The organism is Arthrobacter sp. NPDC056493, from assembly GCF_042795115.1.
Taxonomy (GTDB): Bacteria; Actinomycetota; Actinomycetes; order Actinomycetales; family Micrococcaceae; genus Arthrobacter.
The window spans coordinates 1-18,090 of sequence record NZ_JBHTSL010000040.1 but is presented as its reverse complement, the minus strand read 5'-3'; the positions used below and the strand labels follow the sequence as shown (position 1 = coordinate 18,090).

Sequence of the window (18,090 nt, the reverse complement as noted above, 5' to 3'; positions counted from 1 at the left end):
TCAGTTTCCTTCCTGGATGGCGATGTTGCTCACGGTGCCGTCGATCTGGAGGATCAGGCGGGCGCCGGGCTTGTCCGAGTTGTAGCTGCTTTGCCGGGAGGTGATGCCGCCCCGGCTGTCCGTGCCCTCATTCAGGTTGCCCAGGGTCATGTCGGCCCGGACATCCACCGGCACGGTGCGCGGAATGATGACCGTCACGTTGCTTGCCGTGGCGTCGAGGGGGATTACGACGTCGGAGCCCAGGGGCGGGTTCAGGTTCAGGCCGGTCAGGTCCACAGTTCCGCGGCCTCCGGTGATCTGGAAGCCCTGGCGGGCCTGTTCGATGGTGGCGGGGTTCCAGTCCGCGTTCTGGAAGCGGAACCGGTCACCGTTGGGTACGGCGCTGAAGATGCCGCCGACGATGAGCGCCACCACGGCGAAGAACCCGAGGACGCCCGACGTTCTGCCGCGCATTCCGGCCAGCAGGATGCCAAGGCCAAGGACCGCTGCACCGGCTGCCCAGACCACGGCGTTGGCTGAATCGCCGAGATCAACGAGGTTGCCGGCGTCGAGCGCTTTAAGCGTTCCGCCGGCCAGCAGCGCCAGTCCGGCGGTGATGGCTACGGCCGGCGCGCCGGGGCCGCTGGGCCGCGACTTGGGTGCCGGCGCTGGGACCGGAACCGGAGCCGGCCGGCGCGGCGGAAGTCCGCCGCCGTAGGGGGCTGTGGGCGCCGCGGAACCGTACGGGGTTGCGGCGCCGTACGACGGGATGGCGTCCGGGGTCGGCGGTACCGTGTAGGGCTGGGCAGGTGTGTGGCTGCCGGCGGCGAAGGAGGACGCCGGGAACGGCGGCTGTGTGGATCCCGCCGCGGCGGCCGCCGGCGGGTTGCCGGGGGTTGCGTAGCCGTAGGCCGCCCGGCCTCCGGTGGCGCTGCTCATCGGCGCTCCCCGGCGGTTCCTGTTGCGCTGGGTCAGGAAGTAGATGAGGTAGATGATGCCGCCGATCCAGAACAGCGCCCAGAAGAAACCGAAGCCGTCGTGGCCCCATCCCCAGAAGCCGCCGCCCATGCCGGTGAGGCCGACGATCGAGGTGATGAGGGCGCCAGTCATGCCGGTGCTCCAACGCCCGGCGCCCGCCTCCTGGGTGTGGATCCGGCCGTCGGGCTCGGGCAGCAGAGCCCAGCCGAGGCCGTACAGGAGGACGCCGATGCCTGCGAACAGCGTCAGCACGATGAAGATGCCGCGCACGATCAGCGGATCGATGCCCATCCTCTCCGCGATGCCGCTGGAGACACCGCCGATCCAGCGGTCGCGTCCCCGGTGTATGCCGTGGCTGCGGATCCAGTCGAAGAAGTTCAGCGGCTGGGCGGTGCGGCCGTAGCCCGGAGCGCCATAGGCGGGAGAGCCGTATCCGGCTCCGGGGTGGGCTCCGGCGTGCGTTCCGGAAGGCGGGGTGGCTCCAGCGGAAGGGTTCGCCGGTTCGTCCGCGGCGGGAGGCGGCATCAGCGGCTCCGTGGGATTTTCCGACGCAGTGGATTCCGTGTTTTCCGGTTCCGTGTGTTCCCGCCCTGCGGGGTGCTCCGGTTCCCGGCCGGTGCTGCCCTCGGACGGGGTGCCCGGCTGCTGGCCTTCATTGGGGTTGGGGTTCTGCGAGTTCATACCTCGATCTTGCCGTTTGCGCTGGTCAGTCCTCTATTGGGGAACACCCTGAGCCGTCCCTGACTTACCCCGGGTTCACCCCCACAACGGGCCTGGGGAACCCTGATCCGTGTTTGGATTGATGCATGACCACAGCCCCTGTCCGCCCACCTCTGGTCCGCCGCAGCGACCGCGTGATCGCCGGCGTCTGCTCCGGCCTGGCGGTCCATCTTGGCTGGCCGGTGCGCATGGTCCGGATCGGCATGGTGGTGGCCGCCTTCGCCGGAGGCGCGGGGCTCACGTTCTATGCGTGGCTGTGGATCATGGTTCCCACCGCGGACGAGAACGCCAGGCGCAATGCCCGCCGGCCGGCGTCGCCCATTGCCCCCGCCGTGAGCCTGCCGCCCGTGGGCTTGCAGTCCGGCCCGGCCCCCGGCCCTTCACCGGGCACGGTTCCTTCAATCCCCCCAGTCCCCCCGTCTGCGGGGGAGTACGACGCCGGCACCCCCTCCCAGCCCCCGGGGTCTGCCGCTGCTCCCGGGCCCGGCACATGGTTCCGGATCCGGAGTATGCGTTATGGCAAGGAGATCCTGTTGGGCGCCGGGCTCCTGCTCGTGGCCGCGATCCTGATCGCCAGGCTGCTGGGCGCGGAGGTGCCCCTCGGCACGCTGATCCCGGCGGCGGCGATACTCGGCGGCGCGGCGATTGCCTGGATGCAGCTGGATGAAACGCGCCGGGCCGGGCTGGTGGATAAGACCAAGGCGGACCAGGCCGGTGGCTGGGCGCGTCTGGCTGCGGGCCTCGCGCTGGTGGTGGCAGGCGTGCTGGTCATGGTGTCCGGGTCTGGCTCATGGCAACAGACCTGGCTGGCGCTCCTCGCCTCCGTGGCCGTCCTGGGCGGCGTGGCGCTGGTGCTGCTGCCCTGGGGCCTGAAGTTCTGGCGCGACCTGGAAACCGAGCGCGCCGGACGGGTGCGGGAGACCGAGCGGGCCGAGATCGCCGCCCACCTGCACGACTCCGTGCTCCAGACCCTTGCCCTGATCCAGCGCCGCGCCGGCAACGAGCACGACGTCGTCCGCCTGGCCAGGGCGCAGGAACGCGAGCTGCGGGGCTGGCTCTTCAAGGATCCCGCCCGCGACGCCGGCCAGCTCTCGGACCGGATCAAGGCCGCCGCCGCCGAGGTGGAAGACGGGCTCGGAAACGCTGTCGACGTCGTGACCGTGGGCGACACAGAGATGACCGAGCGCCACGAAGCGCTGGTCCAGGCCAGCCGTGAGGCCATGCTGAACGCAGCCCGCCACGGCGGCGGTTCCGTCTCGGTGTACCTCGAGGTGTCCGACGGCGGCGCGGAAGTTTTCGTCAAGGACCGCGGCCCGGGATTCGAACTGAACACCGTCCCGCACGACAGGCTGGGCGTGCGTGAATCAATCATTGGCCGGATGAAACGGCACGGCGGCAACGCCGCCATCAACAGCGGACCCGACGGCACGGAGGTGCGCCTCAGGCTGCCTGCGGACGTCGCGGACAACGGGGAAGGAAAATCATGAGTACACCGGCAGGGCCAGGCACCGCGGGAAGAACCGTGCGGGTGGTGATCGTGGACGACCACGCGATTTTCCGGTCCGGCCTGAAGGCTGACCTGGACCCGAGCGTGGTGGTGGTCGGAGAAGCCGGCACCGTGGAACAGGCCGTCGAGGTTATTGCCGCGGCACGGCCCGACGTCGTGCTGCTGGACGTGCACCTTCCCGGCGGCCGGGGCGGGGGAGGGCGGGAAGTCATCACGGGTTCCGCGGCCCTCCTGGGAACAACCCGGTTCCTGGCCCTGAGCGTCTCCGACGCGGCCGAGGACGTGGTGGCTGTCATCCGCGCCGGTGCCCGCGGGTATGTTACGAAGACCATTTCCGGTGCGGAGATCACCGACGCCGTGTTCCGGGTTGCCGGCGGCGACGCCGTGTTTTCCCCGCGACTGGCGGGCTTCGTCCTGGACGCCTTCGGCACTGCCCCGGCCGACATCGCCGACGACGAGTTGGACAAGCTGTCCGCCCGCGAACTCGAGGTGATGCGCCTGATTGCCCGCGGCTACAGCTACAAGGAGGTGGCCAAGGAGCTCTTCATCTCCATCAAGACCGTGGAAACCCACGTCTCGGCCGTGCTCCGCAAGCTGCAGCTATCGAGCCGGCACGAACTCACCAAGTGGGCCGCCGAGCGCCGCCTCCTCTAACCCCCACCCCAAACCCCTCCTCATCTCCTGCCGCCTTTCCCCCGATCCTGCCTCACGTCCTGCCGCCTTTTCGACGACGCGTCCTCACCTTTCGCCGCCCAAACGGAAACGCTTCCGCACCAAATTTTGGTGCGGAAGCGTTTGAGTTTTTCCTGCAGGAGGTGCGGAAGCGTTTGAGTTTTTCCTGCAGGAGGTGCGGAAGCGTTTGAGTTTTTCCTGCAGGAGGTGAGGAAGGGTCCGTGGTTTTCCTGCAGGAGGTGAGGAAGGGTCCGTGGTTTTCCTGCAGGACGTGAGAGAGCGCTGGGTTACTGCGCCTTGCCCAGGAAGTCCTGCAGGCGGCCGACGCCGGTGGCGAGGTCCTCGTCGCCCAGCGCGTAGGAGAGGCGCAGGAAGCCGGACGGGCCGAAGGCCTCACCGGGAACCACGGCGACCTCCACCTCATCCAGGATCAGTGCGGCCAGCGCGGCGGAGGTCTCCGGGCGGACCGTGCCGTTCGCCGTCGGGAATTCCTTGCCCAGCAGCGCACGGACGTCCGCGTACACGTAAAAGGCGCCCTTCGGCGTCGGGCATTCAACGCCCTCGATCGCGTTGAGCCCGGCCACGATGGCCTTCCGGCGGCGGTCGAAGGCGACCTTCATCTCGTCCACCGCGGTGAGCGGTCCGGAGACAGCTGCCAGGGCGGCGATCTGCGGGATGTTGGACACGTTGGAGGTGGCGTGCGACTGCAGGTTGGTGGCGGCCTTGATGACGTCGGCGGGTCCGATCATCCAACCCACGCGCCAGCCGGTCATCGCGTAAGTCTTGGCAACGCCGTTGAGGATCACTACCTTGTCGCCCAGTTCGGGGGCGGCCGTGGCGATGGAGGTAAAGGGGACGCCGTCGTACGTCAGGTGCTCGTAGATCTCGTCGGTGACCACCCACAGGCCCTTGGCCGCGGCCCACTTGCCGATTTCGGTCACCTGTTCGGGCGAGTAGACAGAGCCGGTGGGGTTCGACGGCGACACGAACAGCAGGATCTTCGTGCGGTCCGTGACGGCTGCTTCGAGCTGGTCCACAGTCACCAGGTAGTCCTGCTCCGGGCCGGCAAAGACCTCCACCGGAACACCGCCGGCGAGGCGGATGGCCTCAGGGTAGGTGGTCCAGAAGGGCGTGGGCACGATCACTTCGTCGCCCGGATCCAGGAGGGTGGCGAACGTGTTGTAGACGGCCTGCTTGCCGCCGTTGGTGACCAGCACCTGGGACGGATCGGTCTTGTAGCCGGAGTCCCGGAACGTCTTTTCGGCGATGGCTTTCTTCAGCTCCGGCAGCCCGCCGGCGGGGGAGTAGCGGTGGTACTTCGGCTGGCTGGCGGCGTCGATGGCGGCCTGGACAATGTAGTCCGGAGTGGGGAAGTCGGGCTCGCCTGCACCGAAGCCAATCACCGGCCGGCCGGCCGCCTTCAGCGCCTTGGCCTTGGCGTCGACAGCCAGGGTGGCGGATTCGGCAATGGCGGAAATGCGTTGGGAAACGCGGGCGGAAGACATGGCGGGTCCGTTCTTCGCTTGCAGCTGGTGAGCTGAATGGTGGATTTCGACGGAATCTACTCTATGCTGTTCACCGGATCGTTCGAGGTGGAACACGGATTTGTGACTGCGGTGCGGCACGGATCCAGAAGCTAAAAACGGTCCGAAACGAGGCTGGTTCGACGTAAGCGCAGTTCTTGCGTAGACTGGTTCTCCGGTGTTGAAAACACGGATGATGACGTGCGCCCCAGATTTCCCTGGGGAAGTGCGGCCTCCATCGGTTTTCGATCCATAGGGTAGTGGCGCAATTGGTAGCGCAGCGGTCTCCAAAACCGCAGGTTGCAGGTTCGAGTCCTGTCTGCCCTGCGCAGGCTGTTCCGGCGAAAAGCCGGAGCAAGCGCAGCAACCAAAGGTTCAGTTCAGAGCCGGGTAAATCCGACTTGCGAGGATGAGTGAGGAACAGGTGACCGAAACAGCTGCCAGCAGCTCCAAGGGCCGCCCCGCAAAGAAGGCCGCCAAGGCTGGCCTCTTCGCTCGCATCGCACTCTTCATCCGCCAGGTCATTGGCGAACTGAAGAAGGTCGTCGCCCCCACCCGCAAGGAACTGATCAACTACACGCTGGTGGTGCTCGTATTCGTCGTCATCATGATGGTGGTCGTCACCCTGCTGGACCTGGCGTTCGGCACCGCGGTGGGCTGGGTCTTCAGCGGTACGGGCGCCGCGGACCGCTAAGGCGATCGGTCCGCAGACTGCGTGGACTCCCGGCCGGAATCGGCGAGGAGCTGCGGGGTTTGCGGAATTGAGCCATTTAAATAGGCAATTAGGCAATGAGGAAGCAGGAGACCAAGTGTCTGAGCAGGAGCTCGAGGTAACTGAGACTGAGCTGGATGAAACCCAGAACCCCGCGGCTGAGTCCGCTGAGGGCTCCGAGGTTGAGTCTGCTGCGCCCGATTCCGAAGGCGACGCCGATTTTGAGGACGACGCCGATTTTGAAGACGACGCTGACGCCTCCGAAGGCGACGCTACCGACGCCGATGAGGACGACGCCGACGACGTGACCGGAGAGGACGCCGAGGAAGGCGCCGACGTCCTGGCCGCTGCTGCCGCCCAGGCCACCGATCCCGCCGAAGAGTTCAAGTCCAAGCTGCGCCGCCAGGAGGGTGACTGGTACGTCATCCACTCCTACGCCGGCTACGAAAACCGCGTCAAGGCCAACCTTGAGACCCGCATCCAGACCCTGGACATGGAAGATTACATCTTCGAGATCCAGGTTCCGATGGAAGAAGTCGTCGAGATCAAGAACGCTCAGCGCAAGGTGATCAACCGCGTCCGCATCCCCGGCTACGTGCTGGTCCGCATGGACCTCACCGACGCCTCGTGGGGCGCCGTCCGCCACACCCCGGGTGTCACCGGCTTCGTTGGCAACGCCCACAACCCCGTGCCGCTGCGCCTCGACGAGGTCTTCTCCATGCTCGCCCCGGTCTTCGAAGAGGAGCAGGCGGAGAAGGGCAAGCCCACCAAGCAGGCTGCCGCCCAGATCGACGTCGACTTCGAGGTTGGCGAGTCGGTCATCGTCAAGGAGGGCCCGTTCGAGACCCTTCCCGCCACGATCTCCGAAATCAAGGTGGACTCCCAGACCCTCGTGGTGCTGGTCTCCATCTTCGAACGCGAGACCCCGGTCACGCTGGCCTTCAACCAGGTCACCAAGATCTAGCTGATCACCATAGATTTCGTTCCGGAACGGCCCGCTTAGCAATTCCGGAACGGCCGACCGCCTCGCCATGGCGGTCAACCACCTGAGGCACGCTCCTGTGTCCCAGGACGCATTTGAGAGAAGGACCCTACATTGGCTCCCAAGAAGAAGGTCACCGGCCTCATCAAGCTGCAGATCCAGGCAGGTGCCGCTAACCCGGCCCCGCCGATCGGTCCTGCGCTTGGCCAGCACGGTGTCAACATCATGGAATTCTGCAAGGCGTACAACGCTGCGACGGAAGCCCAGCGCGGCAACGTTATTCCTGTTGAAATCACGGTCTACGAAGACCGTTCGTTCACGTTCATCACCAAGACCCCGCCGGCTGCAGAGCTCATCAAGAAGGCTGCAGGCGTCGCCAAGGGTTCGGCTACCCCGCACACCGTCAAGGTTGCCAAGCTGACCCAGGCCCAGGTTAACGAGATCGCCACCACCAAGATGGAAGACCTCAACGCCACCAGCCTCGAAGGCGCAGCGAAGATCATCGCCGGCACCGCCCGCTCCATGGGCATCACCGTCGAGGGTTAATTCCCTTACCGCTGACGCGGCGCCGGGTTCGGGAAACCGACGACGACGCCGGGCAGCACCGCCGGGAAACCGGCACCACTGAAACATTGAAATGTTGGAAATCTGGTCCGGATAAAACAGACGGATCAGCCAACTGTGGCAGGGCCCAGCGCGGTCCGCAGACCACAACTGCACAAGGAGAATAAGCAGCATGGCAAAGCGCAGCAAAGCATATGAGGCAGCCGCCGCCAAGATCGACGCGGAGAAGTTCTACGCGCCGTTCGAGGCAGTGACGCTCGCCAAGGACACCAACCCGTCCAAGTTCGACGCCACCGTCGAGGTCGCGTTCCGTCTGGGCGTTGACCCCCGCAAGGCCGACCAGATGGTCCGCGGCACTGTCAACCTGCCCCACGGCACCGGTAAGACCGCCCGCGTCCTCGTGTTCGCCACGGGCGAGAAGGCCGAAGCAGCAATCGCTGCCGGCGCCGACTTCGTTGGTTCCGACGACCTGATCGAAAAGATCGCCGGCGGCTGGACCGACTTCGACGCAGCCGTTGCCACCCCTGACCTCATGGGCAAGGTTGGCCGCCTCGGTAAGGTCCTGGGTCCGCGTAACCTGATGCCGAACCCGAAGACCGGCACCGTCACCCCCGATGTCACCAAGGCTGTCAACGACATCAAGGGCGGCAAGATCGACTTCCGCGTCGACAAGCACTCCAACCTGCACTTCATCATCGGCAAGGTTTCGTTTGACGCCGTCAAGCTGGCCGAGAACTACGCCGCTGCCCTCGAAGAGGTGCTCCGCCTGAAGCCGTCCGCTTCCAAGGGCCGCTACATCCAGAAGGCAACGGTTGCCACCACGTTCGGTCCCGGCATCTCCGTTGACCCCAACGTCACCAAGGTTCTCATCGAGGCGTAACCCTCGCGAACCTGCGGCCGGATCCCCGGCCAGCATCAAAGGACCGTCCGGCATTTTGCCGGGCGGTCCTTTTGCATTGACGTGGCCCTTCTCGGTGCCCGGAAGTACGACGGCGGGACTCCGGTAAGCGCATCGGCTCGCTCTGGAAGGGGGCTCTGTCGGACCCAGGGTGTTGCGGCTAGGCTGATCCGGTGACGACGCCCTCGTACCGGATCGAACCGCTGTTCCTTCCTTCGTCGCTTGACGCGCCGGACGCCGCAGACTTCCTCGAGTTCAGCGACCTCAGCAATGCCGTGGTGCTGGAGACCTGGGGCAACCTGGACCGGGCCGCGCCTCGCAAGGCCAGGCTTGAGGCGTGGCGCGACGACGACTACGCGAAGCTGCGGCTCTTCTTCGTGCGGCAGGACGGCCGCATGGTGGCGAGGTCCTGGGTCAGGTTTACGCAAAAGGAAAACCTCGAGGACGCGTTCCTCAGGGTTGACGTCCTTAAGGGGTTCAGCGGCCGCGGCATTGGCCAGGCTCTCCTGCGGCATGCCGAGGCGCTGGCGGCGGAGGACGGCCGCAGCACCCTGCAGAGCTTCACCGAGCACGCACCCGGGTTCGACCCGGATGGTGCGGGGATCCTGAAGCCCGGAACGGGCACGGGCGGCGTCCCGGCCGCGGCACGCGGCGTACGGTTCGCCGTGGCGGCCGGCTATACCCTCGAGCAGGTGACGCGATTCAGCGCATTGGACCTGCCGCCGTCGGACGGTGTCCTGGACGCACTGGAAGGGCAGGCAGCCGGCATCGCCGGCGACAAGTACTCGATCCTCGGCTGGACGGACCGCTGCCCGGATGAGTACGTCGACCAGATAGCCGTGCTCATGTCACGGATGAGCACCGATACTCCGGCAGGCGCGCTGCACTATGACGCCGAGGTGTGGGACGCCCGGCGTGTCCGGCACGTCGAGGACGAATGGAAGCGGACGGGCCTGGAATCGCTGGTGGCCGTGGCCCGGCATAAGGCGAGCGGCGAGCTGGCCGCCTACTCGGTGCTGCAGCACTCGGACGAGAAACCGTGGCTGGCTGAACAGGACGACACCCTCGTGGCCACGGCGCACCGCGGGCACCGGCTGGGGATGCTGGTGAAGGTGCTCAACCTGCGGCGCCTGCAGCAGGACCATCCCGAAGTGGAACGGGTCCTGACATTCAATGCCGCCGAGAATGACCACATGCTGGCCATCAACGTGGCCCTGGGATTCCGCCCGGCAGGGTACGACGGAGAGTGGCAGCGCCGGCGCTAACCGGCATATGCTGGCGACGGATACACCGCGTGGACTCAAGCCCGCAGCCTACTTGGCAAGCGGCGGAAACGGCTGGGGATAATGGCAATAGAGGTGCGGATCGAGCGGCTGTGGATTCCGGACTCCGTGGATGCTGCCGATGCGGCGGACTTCCTCGCCGCGGTGGAGGTGGGGCGCAAGGTCCGGATGGATACCTGGGGCAGCGACGACCTCGCCTACACTCCGCTGGAAAAGCTCCTCGAGCTGGACGACCCGTACGAGCGCCAGGTGATCCTCGTGGCAAAGGTCGACGACGACATCGTGGGCACGGTGGACATCGCCCTTCCCCTCGCCGACAACCTGGACCTTGCCGAATTCACCCTGGACATCCTCCCCGAGTACCAGCGCCAGGGCGTGGGCAGGCAGCTGCTGGAGGCCGCCGAGCACTTCGCCCGGGACGAGGGCCGCACCATGATCCTGGTGGACACCAACCATCCCGGGGCCTCATTGCACGAGTTCGCGCCCGAGCAGCTGGTGCCCGGATCGGGGCAGGGCTACGTGCCGCTGGGCAGCCGCGAGGTGGAATTCGCCCAGCGCACCGGCTACACGCTCCAGCACATTGAGCAGTTCAGCTCGTGCGCGCTGCCGCTGGACAGCAAGCTTGTGGCCGAGCTCGAGGCGGAGGCCCAGGAAGCCAACAACGGCCGCTACCGCCTGCACCACTGGACCGACCGTTGCCCGGAGCGCTGGCTGGAGTCCGTGGCCGCCCTCGAAAACCAGGCCGGCGGTGACGCCGGACCGGTTGAGGGGACCGATGACATCGTGTTCGACGCGCGGATCCTGCGGGAAGCGGAGGAAGTCACTATCTCGCAGGGGCGGCGGACGGTGGTGACCGCCGTCGAGCATATCGCCACGGAGACGCTCGTCGGGCTGACCACCATCAGTGTCCTGGCGCAGCGGCAGGACGTCGTCTTCCAGGACGATACCGTGGTGCTGCAGGCTCACCGCGGCAACAAGCTCGGGCTGCTCATCAAGGTGGCCAACATGGAGCGCCTCACCGAGCAGTTCCCCGCCGCACGGGTGATCTACACCTGGAACGCACCCGAAAACCGGTATCTCCTCACGGTCAACCTCCAGCTCGGGTTTACGACGGCGGGAGTCACGGGGATCTGGCAGAAGGAACTGCCGGACCTGGGGCCCAGCCGGAGCTAGCCGCCCCGATTTGGAGCTCGGGCGGGGCGTCCCGTAAGCTTGGACTACCAAAGACCGTCGGTTGTTGGAATCCCACTCTTTCGAGCTCAGCTCAACTCTGCAGTTGTGTGCGGAAGAACCAGTGGGTTTCCGGACGAAGGACCCTGAACATAGGGCGGCCGGCGCAGGTGAACGAAGCAAAGTTCCGCTGTTTGAACAGCGTTGAGCCAAGCCCCGTGCATCTGCGCGGGGCGTTTTTAGTTTTAGCTCACCTGAGCGGGGACCCGGAATACCGGCACTATCCCCGGAAGGAGGGTTATGGCAACGCCTACCAAGGTTTCAGCAGTAGCTGAGATCACTAACGATTTCAAGGAATCGAACGCCGCTGTCCTGACCGAATACCGTGGGCTCACCGTTGCACAGCTCAAGCAGCTGCGTGTTTCTCTCGGCCAGGACACCAAGTTCGCGGTCGTCAAGAACACCCTGACCGCCATTGCAGCCAAGGAAGCTGGTGTCGAAGCATTCGACGGCCAGCTCGCCGGCCCCACTGCAATCGCGTTCATCAAGGGTGACGCTGTTGCAGCTGCCAAGAGCCTGACGGATTTTGCCAAGGCCAACAAGCAGCTGGTCATCAAGACCGGTTACTTCGAGGGCAAGGCACTGAACGCCAGCGAAGTTGCTGCCCTGGCAGCACTCGAGTCCCGCGAGCTGCAGCTCGCCAAGGTTGCAGGCATCCTCAAGGCCCCTGCTGCCGCTGCTGCACGCATCATCGACGCACTGCGCCTCAAGCTTGAAGAAGAGAACGGTGCTCCGGCTGAAGCCGAAGCTCCCGCAGAAGCTGACGCAGCTGAGGCTCCGGCCGAAGCCGCTGCCGAAGAGAACTAACTCTCTCCCAAAAAGACTCCGGTGGAACGGTAGGCATTCAGCCCCCGGCCACCTTTATAGGAAGGACGCCAACCATGGCGAAGCTCAGCAACGAAGAGCTCATTGAAGCTTTCAAGGAACTGACCATCATCGAGCTCTCCGAGTTCGTCAAGCTCTTCGAAGAGACCTTCGAAGTTACCGCAGCTGCTGTTGCTGTTGCCGGCCCCGCCGGTGGCGCTGCCGCTGAAGAAGCTGAAGAGAAGACTGACTTCGACGTCATCCTCGAAGCTGCTGGCGACAAGAAGATCGCAGTGATCAAGGAAGTTCGCGCCATCACCTCCCTCGGCCTCAAGGAAGCCAAGGACCTGGTTGACAGCGCTCCCAAGGCTGTTCTCGAAGGCGCCACCAAGGAAGCTGCCGAGAAGGCTAAGGCTCAGCTCGAAGAAGCTGGCGCCACCGTTACCCTCAAGTAACACTGCTTGTCCAGGAATCCCCGTCCACTCCGGTGGTCGGGGATTCCTGCGTTTAACCCAAGTAGGTCGCAGCTGAGGGCGTTCCCAGCGCTGGGAACGCCCTCAAGTGCGACCTAGTTGGGTTCGCTGATGTCCGCGAGCACCGCGCCGAGGGCGGAGACCAGGGCGTCGGCATCCACGAAGGCGCTGTAGCCGTGCTGGCCAGCCCCCATGGAAATCCGCTTGCCGGCGATGGTCCGGTCCGCATAGACGGGCCAGGCCGTGGTGCTGCCGAGCGGCGTGATGGTGCCGCGCTCGTAGCCTGTTGCCTCCAGCGCCACGTGGGCCGCAGGGAGCGAGAGCTTGTTGACGCCCACCAGGCTGCGCAGCTTCGGCCACGAGATCTGCCGGTCGCCCGGGATAAGGGCAAAGAGGAAACTGCCGTCCTTGTGCTTCACCACGAGGGACTTCACGATGTCCGCCGCGCTGATGCCGAGGATCTCAGCTGCCTCCTCGAGGCTGTGGGCCGCCAGCCGCTCGACGATCTGGACGTCCAGGCCGCGCGCAGCCGCGTCGGCGAGGAAACGCTCCCTGCCGTTGCCGCCGGTCCCGTCAGTGCCCGACGCCGGAACGCCGCTCATCCGTCCCCGTCGCTCATCAGTTCCCGCCGCTCATCAGTCGCGGAACAGCAGGAGGGCCTCGCCCTGGCCGCCGCCTCCGCAGAGTGAAACTGCCGCCTTGCCCTGGCCGCGCCGCTTCAGCTCATGCGCCGCGTGGAGTGCCAGCCGTGCTCCGGAGGCGCCGATCGGGTGGCCCAGCGCGATGGCGCCGCCGTGGATGTTGCACTGCTCCAGCGGGTAGTCCAGATCCTTGAGGGACTGCACGGCCACAGAACCGAACGCCTCGTTGATCTCGATGAAGTCCAGGTCCGCGGTGCTCCAGCCGGCCCGGTCCAGCGCGTGCCGGATGGCGTTGGAGGGCTGCGAGTGCAGGGAGTTGTCCGGCCCGGCCACCTGGCCCGGCTTGCCCACAACAGCCAGGTACTCCAGCCCGTTGTCCTCCGCGAACCTGCGGGAGGTCAGGACCAGGGCGGAGGCGCCGTCGGACAGGGGAGAGGAGTTGCCTGCAGTGATGGTGCCGTCGGTGACGAAGGCTGCACGCAGGCCGGCCAGGGACTCCACCGTGGTGTCCGGCCGGACGCCCTCGTCAGTGGAAACCACCACGGGTTCGCCCCTGCGCTGCTTGACGCTGATCGGCGAGATCTCGTCGTCGAAAACGCCGTTCTTCGACGCGATGGCGGCGCGCTGGTGCGAGTTGGCGGCGACGTTGTCCTGCGCGGTCCGGTCAATGCCCAGCGTCAGGTTCTTGGATTCGGTGGACAGGCCCATCGACTGGCCGTCGAACGCATCGGTCAGGCCGTCGTGCGCCGCGACATCCAGCGCCTGTACGGTGCCGTAGTTCCAGCCCTGGCGGGAACCGGGGAGAACGTGCGGCGCCCGGGTCATCGACTCCTGGCCGCCGGCGACGACGACGGTGGCGTCGCCGGCACGGATCATCCGCGCCGCGTCGATCACGGCGGTGAGCCCGGACAGGCAGACCTTATTAATGGTCACCGTGGGGACGTTCCAGCCAATGCCCGCGCCGATGGCGCTTTGGCGGGCCGGGTTCTGGCCGGCCCCGGCCTGCAGGACCTGGCCCATGATGACGGCGTCCACCCGGTCGGCTTCCAGTCCGCTCGCCGCGATGGCCGCCTTGATGGCGTGCGCCCCGAGCTCGACGGCAGTGAAGCTCGCCAGTTGCCCGTTCAGCCGGCCCTGCGGGGTACGCGCGCCGGACAGGATGACAACGTCGCTGTTGTCCGCGGAATTGCTCATGGATGTTCGCTTCCGATCTTTTGGTCGATGATTGGCCTAAGGGTATCGTGAGCCCGGTCACCTATCCATTCAAACGCTGGGAAGGCGGGGTGCATTCCGGTTAGGTGCCCGCGGCAACGGTGCTTGCATTCTGCTGGCAAGTGGGGTAGACACGCGTGGGGTTTTGCCGTATCATAGATATTTGCGTCTTCCCTGTTTACCTTCAGCCTTCATATAGCGGTGGGCTTAGCCTGTTAGCTGTTCCATCAATGTGCCGTGAACAACGTCACCAGCATGGGCAGAACCAGGTCCCGGGTCATATAGCGGAACCGGATGGTAGCACTGCGGAGTCACTCCGCAGGGTGAAAAGCGGGGGAGATCTGAAAACGCCTGAAGGTCTGTGGAAGGATCCCTCTTGGTCGCCTCGAGCACCTCTAATAACGAAACCGCTAACACGGCAAGCACCGATGGTGCGACTCGCCGGCTCTCATTCGCAAAGATTCACGAACCTCTTGACGTTCCGAATCTGCTTGCCCTGCAGACGGACAGCTTCGACTGGCTGGTCGGAAATGAACGCTGGCAGGCCCGCGTTGCGAAGGCCGTCGAAGAAGGCGACCTGAGCGTCGCCACCACCTCCGGTCTTTCCGACATCTTCGAAGAGATCTCCCCGATTGAGGACTTCCAGGGCACCATGTCCCTGAGCTTCTCCGATCCGGAGTTCGCTGACCCGAAGTACACCATGGCTGAATGCAAGGACCGGGACGCTACGTACTCGGCACCGCTGTACGTCAAGGCCGAATTCATGAACAACAACACGGGCGAAATCAAGCAGCAGACCGTGTTCATGGGTGACTTCCCGCTGATGACCGAGAAGGGCACCTTCGTCGTCAACGGCACCGAGCGTGTCGTCGTTTCCCAGCTGGTCCGTTCCCCGGGCGCCTACTTTGAGCGCGCCGCTGACAAGACCAGCGACAAGGACATCTTTACCGCAAAGATCATCCCGTCCCGCGGCGCCTGGTTCGAGCTCGAGATCGACAAGCGCGACCAGGTCGGCGTGCGCCTCGACCGCAAGCGCAAGCAGTCGGTCACGGTGCTGCTGAAGGCCCTCGGCTGGACCGAAGGCCAGATCCTCGAGGAGTTCGGCCAGTACGACTCCATGCGTGCAACGCTGGAGAAGGACGCCACCGAAACCCGCGAAGACGCCCTGCTGGACATCTACCGCAAGCTGCGTCCGGGCGAGCCGCCCACAGTCGAGGCTGCCCAGTCCCTGCTGGACAACCTGTACTTCAACTCCAAGCGCTACGATCTGGCCAAGGTTGGCCGCTACAAGATCAACCGCAAGCTTGGCATCGACCGCTCCCTTGGCGACAAGGAAGCCTCGGTCCTGCACGTTGAAGACATCGTGGCCATGATCAAGTTCCTCGTCGCGCTGCACGCCGGTGAGAAGACCCTCATGGGCAAGCGCGACGGCGAAGACCACGAGCTGCGCGTCGAGATCGACGACATCGACCACTTCGGCAACCGCCGCATCCGCGCCGTCGGCGAGCTCATCGAGAACCAGGTCCGCACCGGCCTGTCCCGCATGGAGCGCGTCGTCCGCGAACGCATGACCACGCAGGACGTCGAGGCCATCACGCCGCAGACCCTGATCAACATCCGTCCCGTGGTGGCAGCCATCAAGGAGTTCTTCGGAACCTCCCAGCTGTCGCAGTTCATGGACCAGAACAACCCGCTCTCGGGTCTAACCCACAAGCGCCGTCTCTCCGCGCTGGGCCCGGGCGGTCTGTCCCGTGACCGTGCAGGCATGGAAGTCCGAGACGTCCACCCGTCCCACTACGGACGTATGTGCCCCATCGAAACCCCTGAAGGCCCGAACATTGGTCTGATCGGTTCGCTGGCGTCCTACGGCCGCATCAACCCGTTCGGTTTCATCGAGACGCCGTACCGTCTGGTCAAGGACGGCGTCGTCTCCGACGACGTCCAGTACCTGACGGCCGACGACGAGGCCGAGGTCCTGATCGCACAGGCCAACGCTCCGCTCGACGAGAACAAGAGCTTCGCCGAAGAGACCGTCCTGGTCCGTGCCCGCGGTGGTGGAGGCGAGCCCGTGCTCGTTCCCGCCGCTGAGGTTCAGTTCATGGACGTTTCCCCGCGCCAGATGGTGTCCGTGGCAACCGCCCTGATCCCGTTCCTCGAGCACGACGACGCCAACCGCGCACTCATGGGTGCCAACATGCAGCGCCAGGCTGTGCCGCTGGTCCGTTCCGAGGCCCCGTTCGTGGGCACCGGCATGGAACGTGCTGCCGCCGTCGACGCCGGCGACGTCACCATCGCCAAGAAGGCCGGTGTGGTCACCGAGGTTTCCGCTGAGCTCGTCATCATGCTCAACGATGACGGTACGGAAACCAACTACCGCATCAACAAGTTCGCCCGCTCCAACCAGGGCAACTGCTACAACAACCGCGTTCTGGTGAACGAAGGCCAGCGCCTGGAAGTTGGCGGCATCATCGCCGACGGCCCGGCAACGGACCAGGGCGAGCTCGCCCTCGGTAAGAACCTGCTCGTGGCATTCATGTCATGGGAAGGCCACAACTTCGAGGATGCCATCATCCTGTCCCAGCGCATCGTGGCAGAGGACGTCCTTTCCTCCATCCACATCGAGGAGCACGAGATCGATGCCCGCGACACCAAGCTTGGTGCCGAGGAAATCACCCGTGACATCCCCAACGTGTCCGAGGAAGTCCTCGCAGGCCTGGACGAGCGCGGCATCATCCACATCGGTGCCGAGGTCGAAGCCGGCGATATCCTGGTCGGAAAGGTCACCCCGAAGGGTGAAACCGAACTGACTCCGGAAGAGCGCCTGCTGCGCGCCATCTTCGGCGAGAAGTCCCGCGAAGTCCGCGACACCTCCCTGAAGGTGCCGCACGGCGAGTCCGGCACCGTCATCGGCGTGCGCGTCTTCGACCGCGACAACGACGACGAGCTGCCCCCGGGCGTCAACCAGCTGGTCCGCGTCTACGTGGCTGCCAAGCGCAAGATCACCGACGGCGACAAGCTCGCCGGCCGCCACGGCAACAAGGGTGTTATCTCCAAGATCCTCCCGATCGAGGACATGCCCTTCCTTGCCGACGGTACCCCCGTTGACATCGTCCTGAACCCGCTGGGTGTTCCGGGCCGTATGAACGTCGGCCAGGTGCTGGAAACGCACCTCGGCTGGGTTGCCAAGACGGGCTGGAAGATCGAAGGCGAGCCGGAGTGGGCCAAGCAGCTGCCGAACCTGCCGCGCGAGAGTGGCCAGACCACTGTTGCAACGCCGGTCTTCGACGGCGCCCGCGAAGAGGAAATCACCGGGCTGCTGGACTCCACCAACCCGACCCGTGACGGCGAACGCCTGATCAACTCCTCGGGCAAGACGCGCCTGTTCGACGGCCGCTCCGGCGAGCCGTTCCCGGATCCGATCTCGGTCGGCTACATGTACATCCTGAAGCTCCACCACCTGGTGGACGACAAGATCCACGCCCGCTCCACCGGCCCGTACTCCATGATCACGCAGCAGCCGCTGGGTGGTAAGGCGCAGTTCGGTGGCCAGCGCTTCGGTGAAATGGAAGTGTGGGCGCTCGAAGCCTACGGCGCCGCCTACACGCTCCAGGAACTGCTCACGATCAAGTCCGATGACATTCACGGCCGTGTGAAGGTCTACGAGGCGATCGTCAAGGGCGAGAACATCCCTGAGCCGGGTGTTCCCGAATCCTTCAAGGTGTTGATCAAGGAAATGCAGTCGCTGTGCCTGAACGTGGAAGTGCTTTCCACCGACGGAACCACGATTGAAATGCGTGACTCTGATGACGCAGTCTTCACGGCTGCGGAAGAACTGGGCATCGATCTGTCTCGTGCAGAGCCCAGCTCCGTAGAAGAGGTGTAGCAGGGGTCCCGACGGCGGGTGGTGACCAC

At 65.3% G+C, this 18,090-nt stretch carries 15 protein-coding genes and 1 tRNA gene; 12 read left to right on the top strand and 4 right to left on the bottom strand.

What is annotated here, in order from left to right; translation table 11 throughout:
- Positions 1 to 1,638, bottom strand: a complete 1,638-nt coding sequence (locus ACFQ50_RS15935) for a PspC domain-containing protein (RefSeq protein WP_377996620.1) — start codon at positions 1,636 to 1,638, stop codon at positions 1 to 3.
- A gap of 125 nt (positions 1,639 to 1,763) precedes the next feature.
- Here ACFQ50_RS15935 and ACFQ50_RS15930 point away from each other — a divergent pair, with 125 nt between their 5' ends.
- Both ACFQ50_RS15930 and ACFQ50_RS15925 read left to right on the top strand, forming a co-directional pair.
- Positions 1,764 to 3,164, top strand: coding sequence for a PspC domain-containing protein (locus ACFQ50_RS15930; RefSeq protein WP_377996619.1), 1,401 nt, complete (start codon positions 1,764 to 1,766; stop codon positions 3,162 to 3,164).
- The gene (locus tag ACFQ50_RS15925) at positions 3,161 to 3,838 is read left to right on the top strand and encodes a LuxR C-terminal-related transcriptional regulator (RefSeq protein WP_377996618.1); all 678 of its coding nucleotides are present in this window, start codon (positions 3,161 to 3,163) and stop codon (positions 3,836 to 3,838) included. Before ACFQ50_RS15930 ends, ACFQ50_RS15925 begins: the two co-directional genes overlap by 4 nt.
- 305 nt (positions 3,839 to 4,143) lie before the next feature.
- Here the strand turns inward: ACFQ50_RS15925 and ACFQ50_RS15920 are convergent, their stop codons facing one another.
- Positions 4,144 to 5,361 (bottom strand): pyridoxal phosphate-dependent aminotransferase, encoded by a 1,218-nt coding sequence (locus ACFQ50_RS15920; RefSeq protein WP_377996617.1) that lies wholly within the window; start codon positions 5,359 to 5,361, stop codon positions 4,144 to 4,146.
- A gap of 272 nt (positions 5,362 to 5,633) precedes the next feature.
- Here ACFQ50_RS15920 and ACFQ50_RS15915 point away from each other — a divergent pair.
- The 9 genes from ACFQ50_RS15915 to rplL all read left to right on the top strand — a co-directional run bounded on the left by ACFQ50_RS15915 (position 5,634) and on the right by rplL (position 12,307).
- Positions 5,634 to 5,706, top strand: a tRNA-Trp gene (locus ACFQ50_RS15915).
- 82 nt (positions 5,707 to 5,788) lie between these two features.
- Positions 5,789 to 6,073 (top strand): preprotein translocase subunit SecE, encoded by a 285-nt coding sequence (secE, locus tag ACFQ50_RS15910; RefSeq protein ID WP_377996616.1) that lies wholly within the window; start codon positions 5,789 to 5,791, stop codon positions 6,071 to 6,073.
- Positions 6,074 to 6,188: 115 nt separating this feature from the next.
- Positions 6,189 to 7,055 (top strand): transcription termination/antitermination protein NusG, encoded by an 867-nt coding sequence (gene nusG, locus ACFQ50_RS15905; protein WP_377996615.1) that lies wholly within the window; start codon positions 6,189 to 6,191, stop codon positions 7,053 to 7,055.
- Between the two features lie 132 nt (positions 7,056 to 7,187).
- Positions 7,188 to 7,619, top strand: a complete 432-nt coding sequence (gene rplK / locus ACFQ50_RS15900; protein ID WP_018773647.1) for a 50S ribosomal protein L11 — start codon at positions 7,188 to 7,190, stop codon at positions 7,617 to 7,619.
- Between the two features lie 190 nt (positions 7,620 to 7,809).
- On the top strand, positions 7,810 to 8,517 hold the full coding sequence (rplA, locus tag ACFQ50_RS15895; protein WP_331572376.1) for a 50S ribosomal protein L1: 708 nt from the start codon (positions 7,810 to 7,812) through the stop codon (positions 8,515 to 8,517).
- Between the two features lie 191 nt (positions 8,518 to 8,708).
- Positions 8,709 to 9,800, top strand: a complete 1,092-nt coding sequence (locus tag ACFQ50_RS15890) for a GNAT family N-acetyltransferase (protein WP_377996614.1) — start codon at positions 8,709 to 8,711, stop codon at positions 9,798 to 9,800.
- An 81-nt stretch (positions 9,801 to 9,881) separates the two neighbouring features.
- Positions 9,882 to 10,991, top strand: a complete 1,110-nt coding sequence (locus tag ACFQ50_RS15885; protein WP_377996613.1) for a GNAT family N-acetyltransferase — start codon at positions 9,882 to 9,884, stop codon at positions 10,989 to 10,991.
- Between the two features lie 297 nt (positions 10,992 to 11,288).
- Positions 11,289 to 11,855, top strand: coding sequence for a 50S ribosomal protein L10 (gene rplJ / locus ACFQ50_RS15880; protein WP_377996612.1), 567 nt, complete (start codon positions 11,289 to 11,291; stop codon positions 11,853 to 11,855).
- Between the two features lie 74 nt (positions 11,856 to 11,929).
- A complete protein-coding gene (gene rplL, locus ACFQ50_RS15875; RefSeq protein ID WP_003803837.1) occupies positions 11,930 to 12,307 on the top strand; it encodes a 50S ribosomal protein L7/L12 in 378 nt (125 codons plus the stop codon).
- 113 nt (positions 12,308 to 12,420) lie between these two features.
- On the opposite strand, the gene ACFQ50_RS15870 is transcribed toward rplL, so the two are convergent.
- Both ACFQ50_RS15870 and ACFQ50_RS15865 read right to left on the bottom strand, forming a co-directional pair.
- Positions 12,421 to 12,927, bottom strand: coding sequence for an aminoacyl-tRNA deacylase (locus tag ACFQ50_RS15870; RefSeq protein ID WP_377996611.1), 507 nt, complete (start codon positions 12,925 to 12,927; stop codon positions 12,421 to 12,423).
- Between the two features lie 33 nt (positions 12,928 to 12,960).
- Complete coding sequence (locus tag ACFQ50_RS15865; RefSeq protein WP_377996610.1) at positions 12,961 to 14,160, bottom strand: acetyl-CoA C-acetyltransferase; 1,200 nt, start codon at positions 14,158 to 14,160, stop codon at positions 12,961 to 12,963.
- 394 nt (positions 14,161 to 14,554) lie between these two features.
- On the opposite strand from ACFQ50_RS15865, the gene rpoB reads away from it, so the two are divergent.
- A complete protein-coding gene (rpoB, locus tag ACFQ50_RS15860; protein WP_377996609.1) occupies positions 14,555 to 18,061 on the top strand; it encodes a DNA-directed RNA polymerase subunit beta in 3,507 nt (1,168 codons plus the stop codon).
- Positions 18,062 to 18,090 lie beyond the last annotated feature (29 nt).

Bases quoted from the DNA above. Each gene is read 5' to 3' on its own strand.
- ACFQ50_RS15865 (WP_377996610.1), bottom strand. From the start codon at position 14,160: ATGAGCAATTCCGCGGACAACAGCGACGTTGTCATCCTGTCCGGCGCG.
- rplL (WP_003803837.1), top strand. From the start codon at position 11,930: ATGGCGAAGCTCAGCAACGAAGAGCTCATTGAAGCTTTCAAGGAACTG.
- ACFQ50_RS15935 (WP_377996620.1), bottom strand. From the start codon at position 1,638: ATGAACTCGCAGAACCCCAACCCCAATGAAGGCCAGCAGCCGGGCACC.
- secE (WP_377996616.1), top strand. From the start codon at position 5,789: ATGAGTGAGGAACAGGTGACCGAAACAGCTGCCAGCAGCTCCAAGGGC.
- ACFQ50_RS15925 (WP_377996618.1), top strand. From the start codon at position 3,161: ATGAGTACACCGGCAGGGCCAGGCACCGCGGGAAGAACCGTGCGGGTG.
- ACFQ50_RS15870 (WP_377996611.1), bottom strand. From the start codon at position 12,927: ATGAGCGGCGTTCCGGCGTCGGGCACTGACGGGACCGGCGGCAACGGC.
- ACFQ50_RS15920 (WP_377996617.1), bottom strand. From the start codon at position 5,361: ATGTCTTCCGCCCGCGTTTCCCAACGCATTTCCGCCATTGCCGAATCC.
- ACFQ50_RS15885 (WP_377996613.1), top strand. From the start codon at position 9,882: ATGGCAATAGAGGTGCGGATCGAGCGGCTGTGGATTCCGGACTCCGTG.
- rplJ (WP_377996612.1), top strand. From the start codon at position 11,289: ATGGCAACGCCTACCAAGGTTTCAGCAGTAGCTGAGATCACTAACGAT.
- ACFQ50_RS15930 (WP_377996619.1), top strand. From the start codon at position 1,764: ATGACCACAGCCCCTGTCCGCCCACCTCTGGTCCGCCGCAGCGACCGC.
- rplA (WP_331572376.1), top strand. From the start codon at position 7,810: ATGGCAAAGCGCAGCAAAGCATATGAGGCAGCCGCCGCCAAGATCGAC.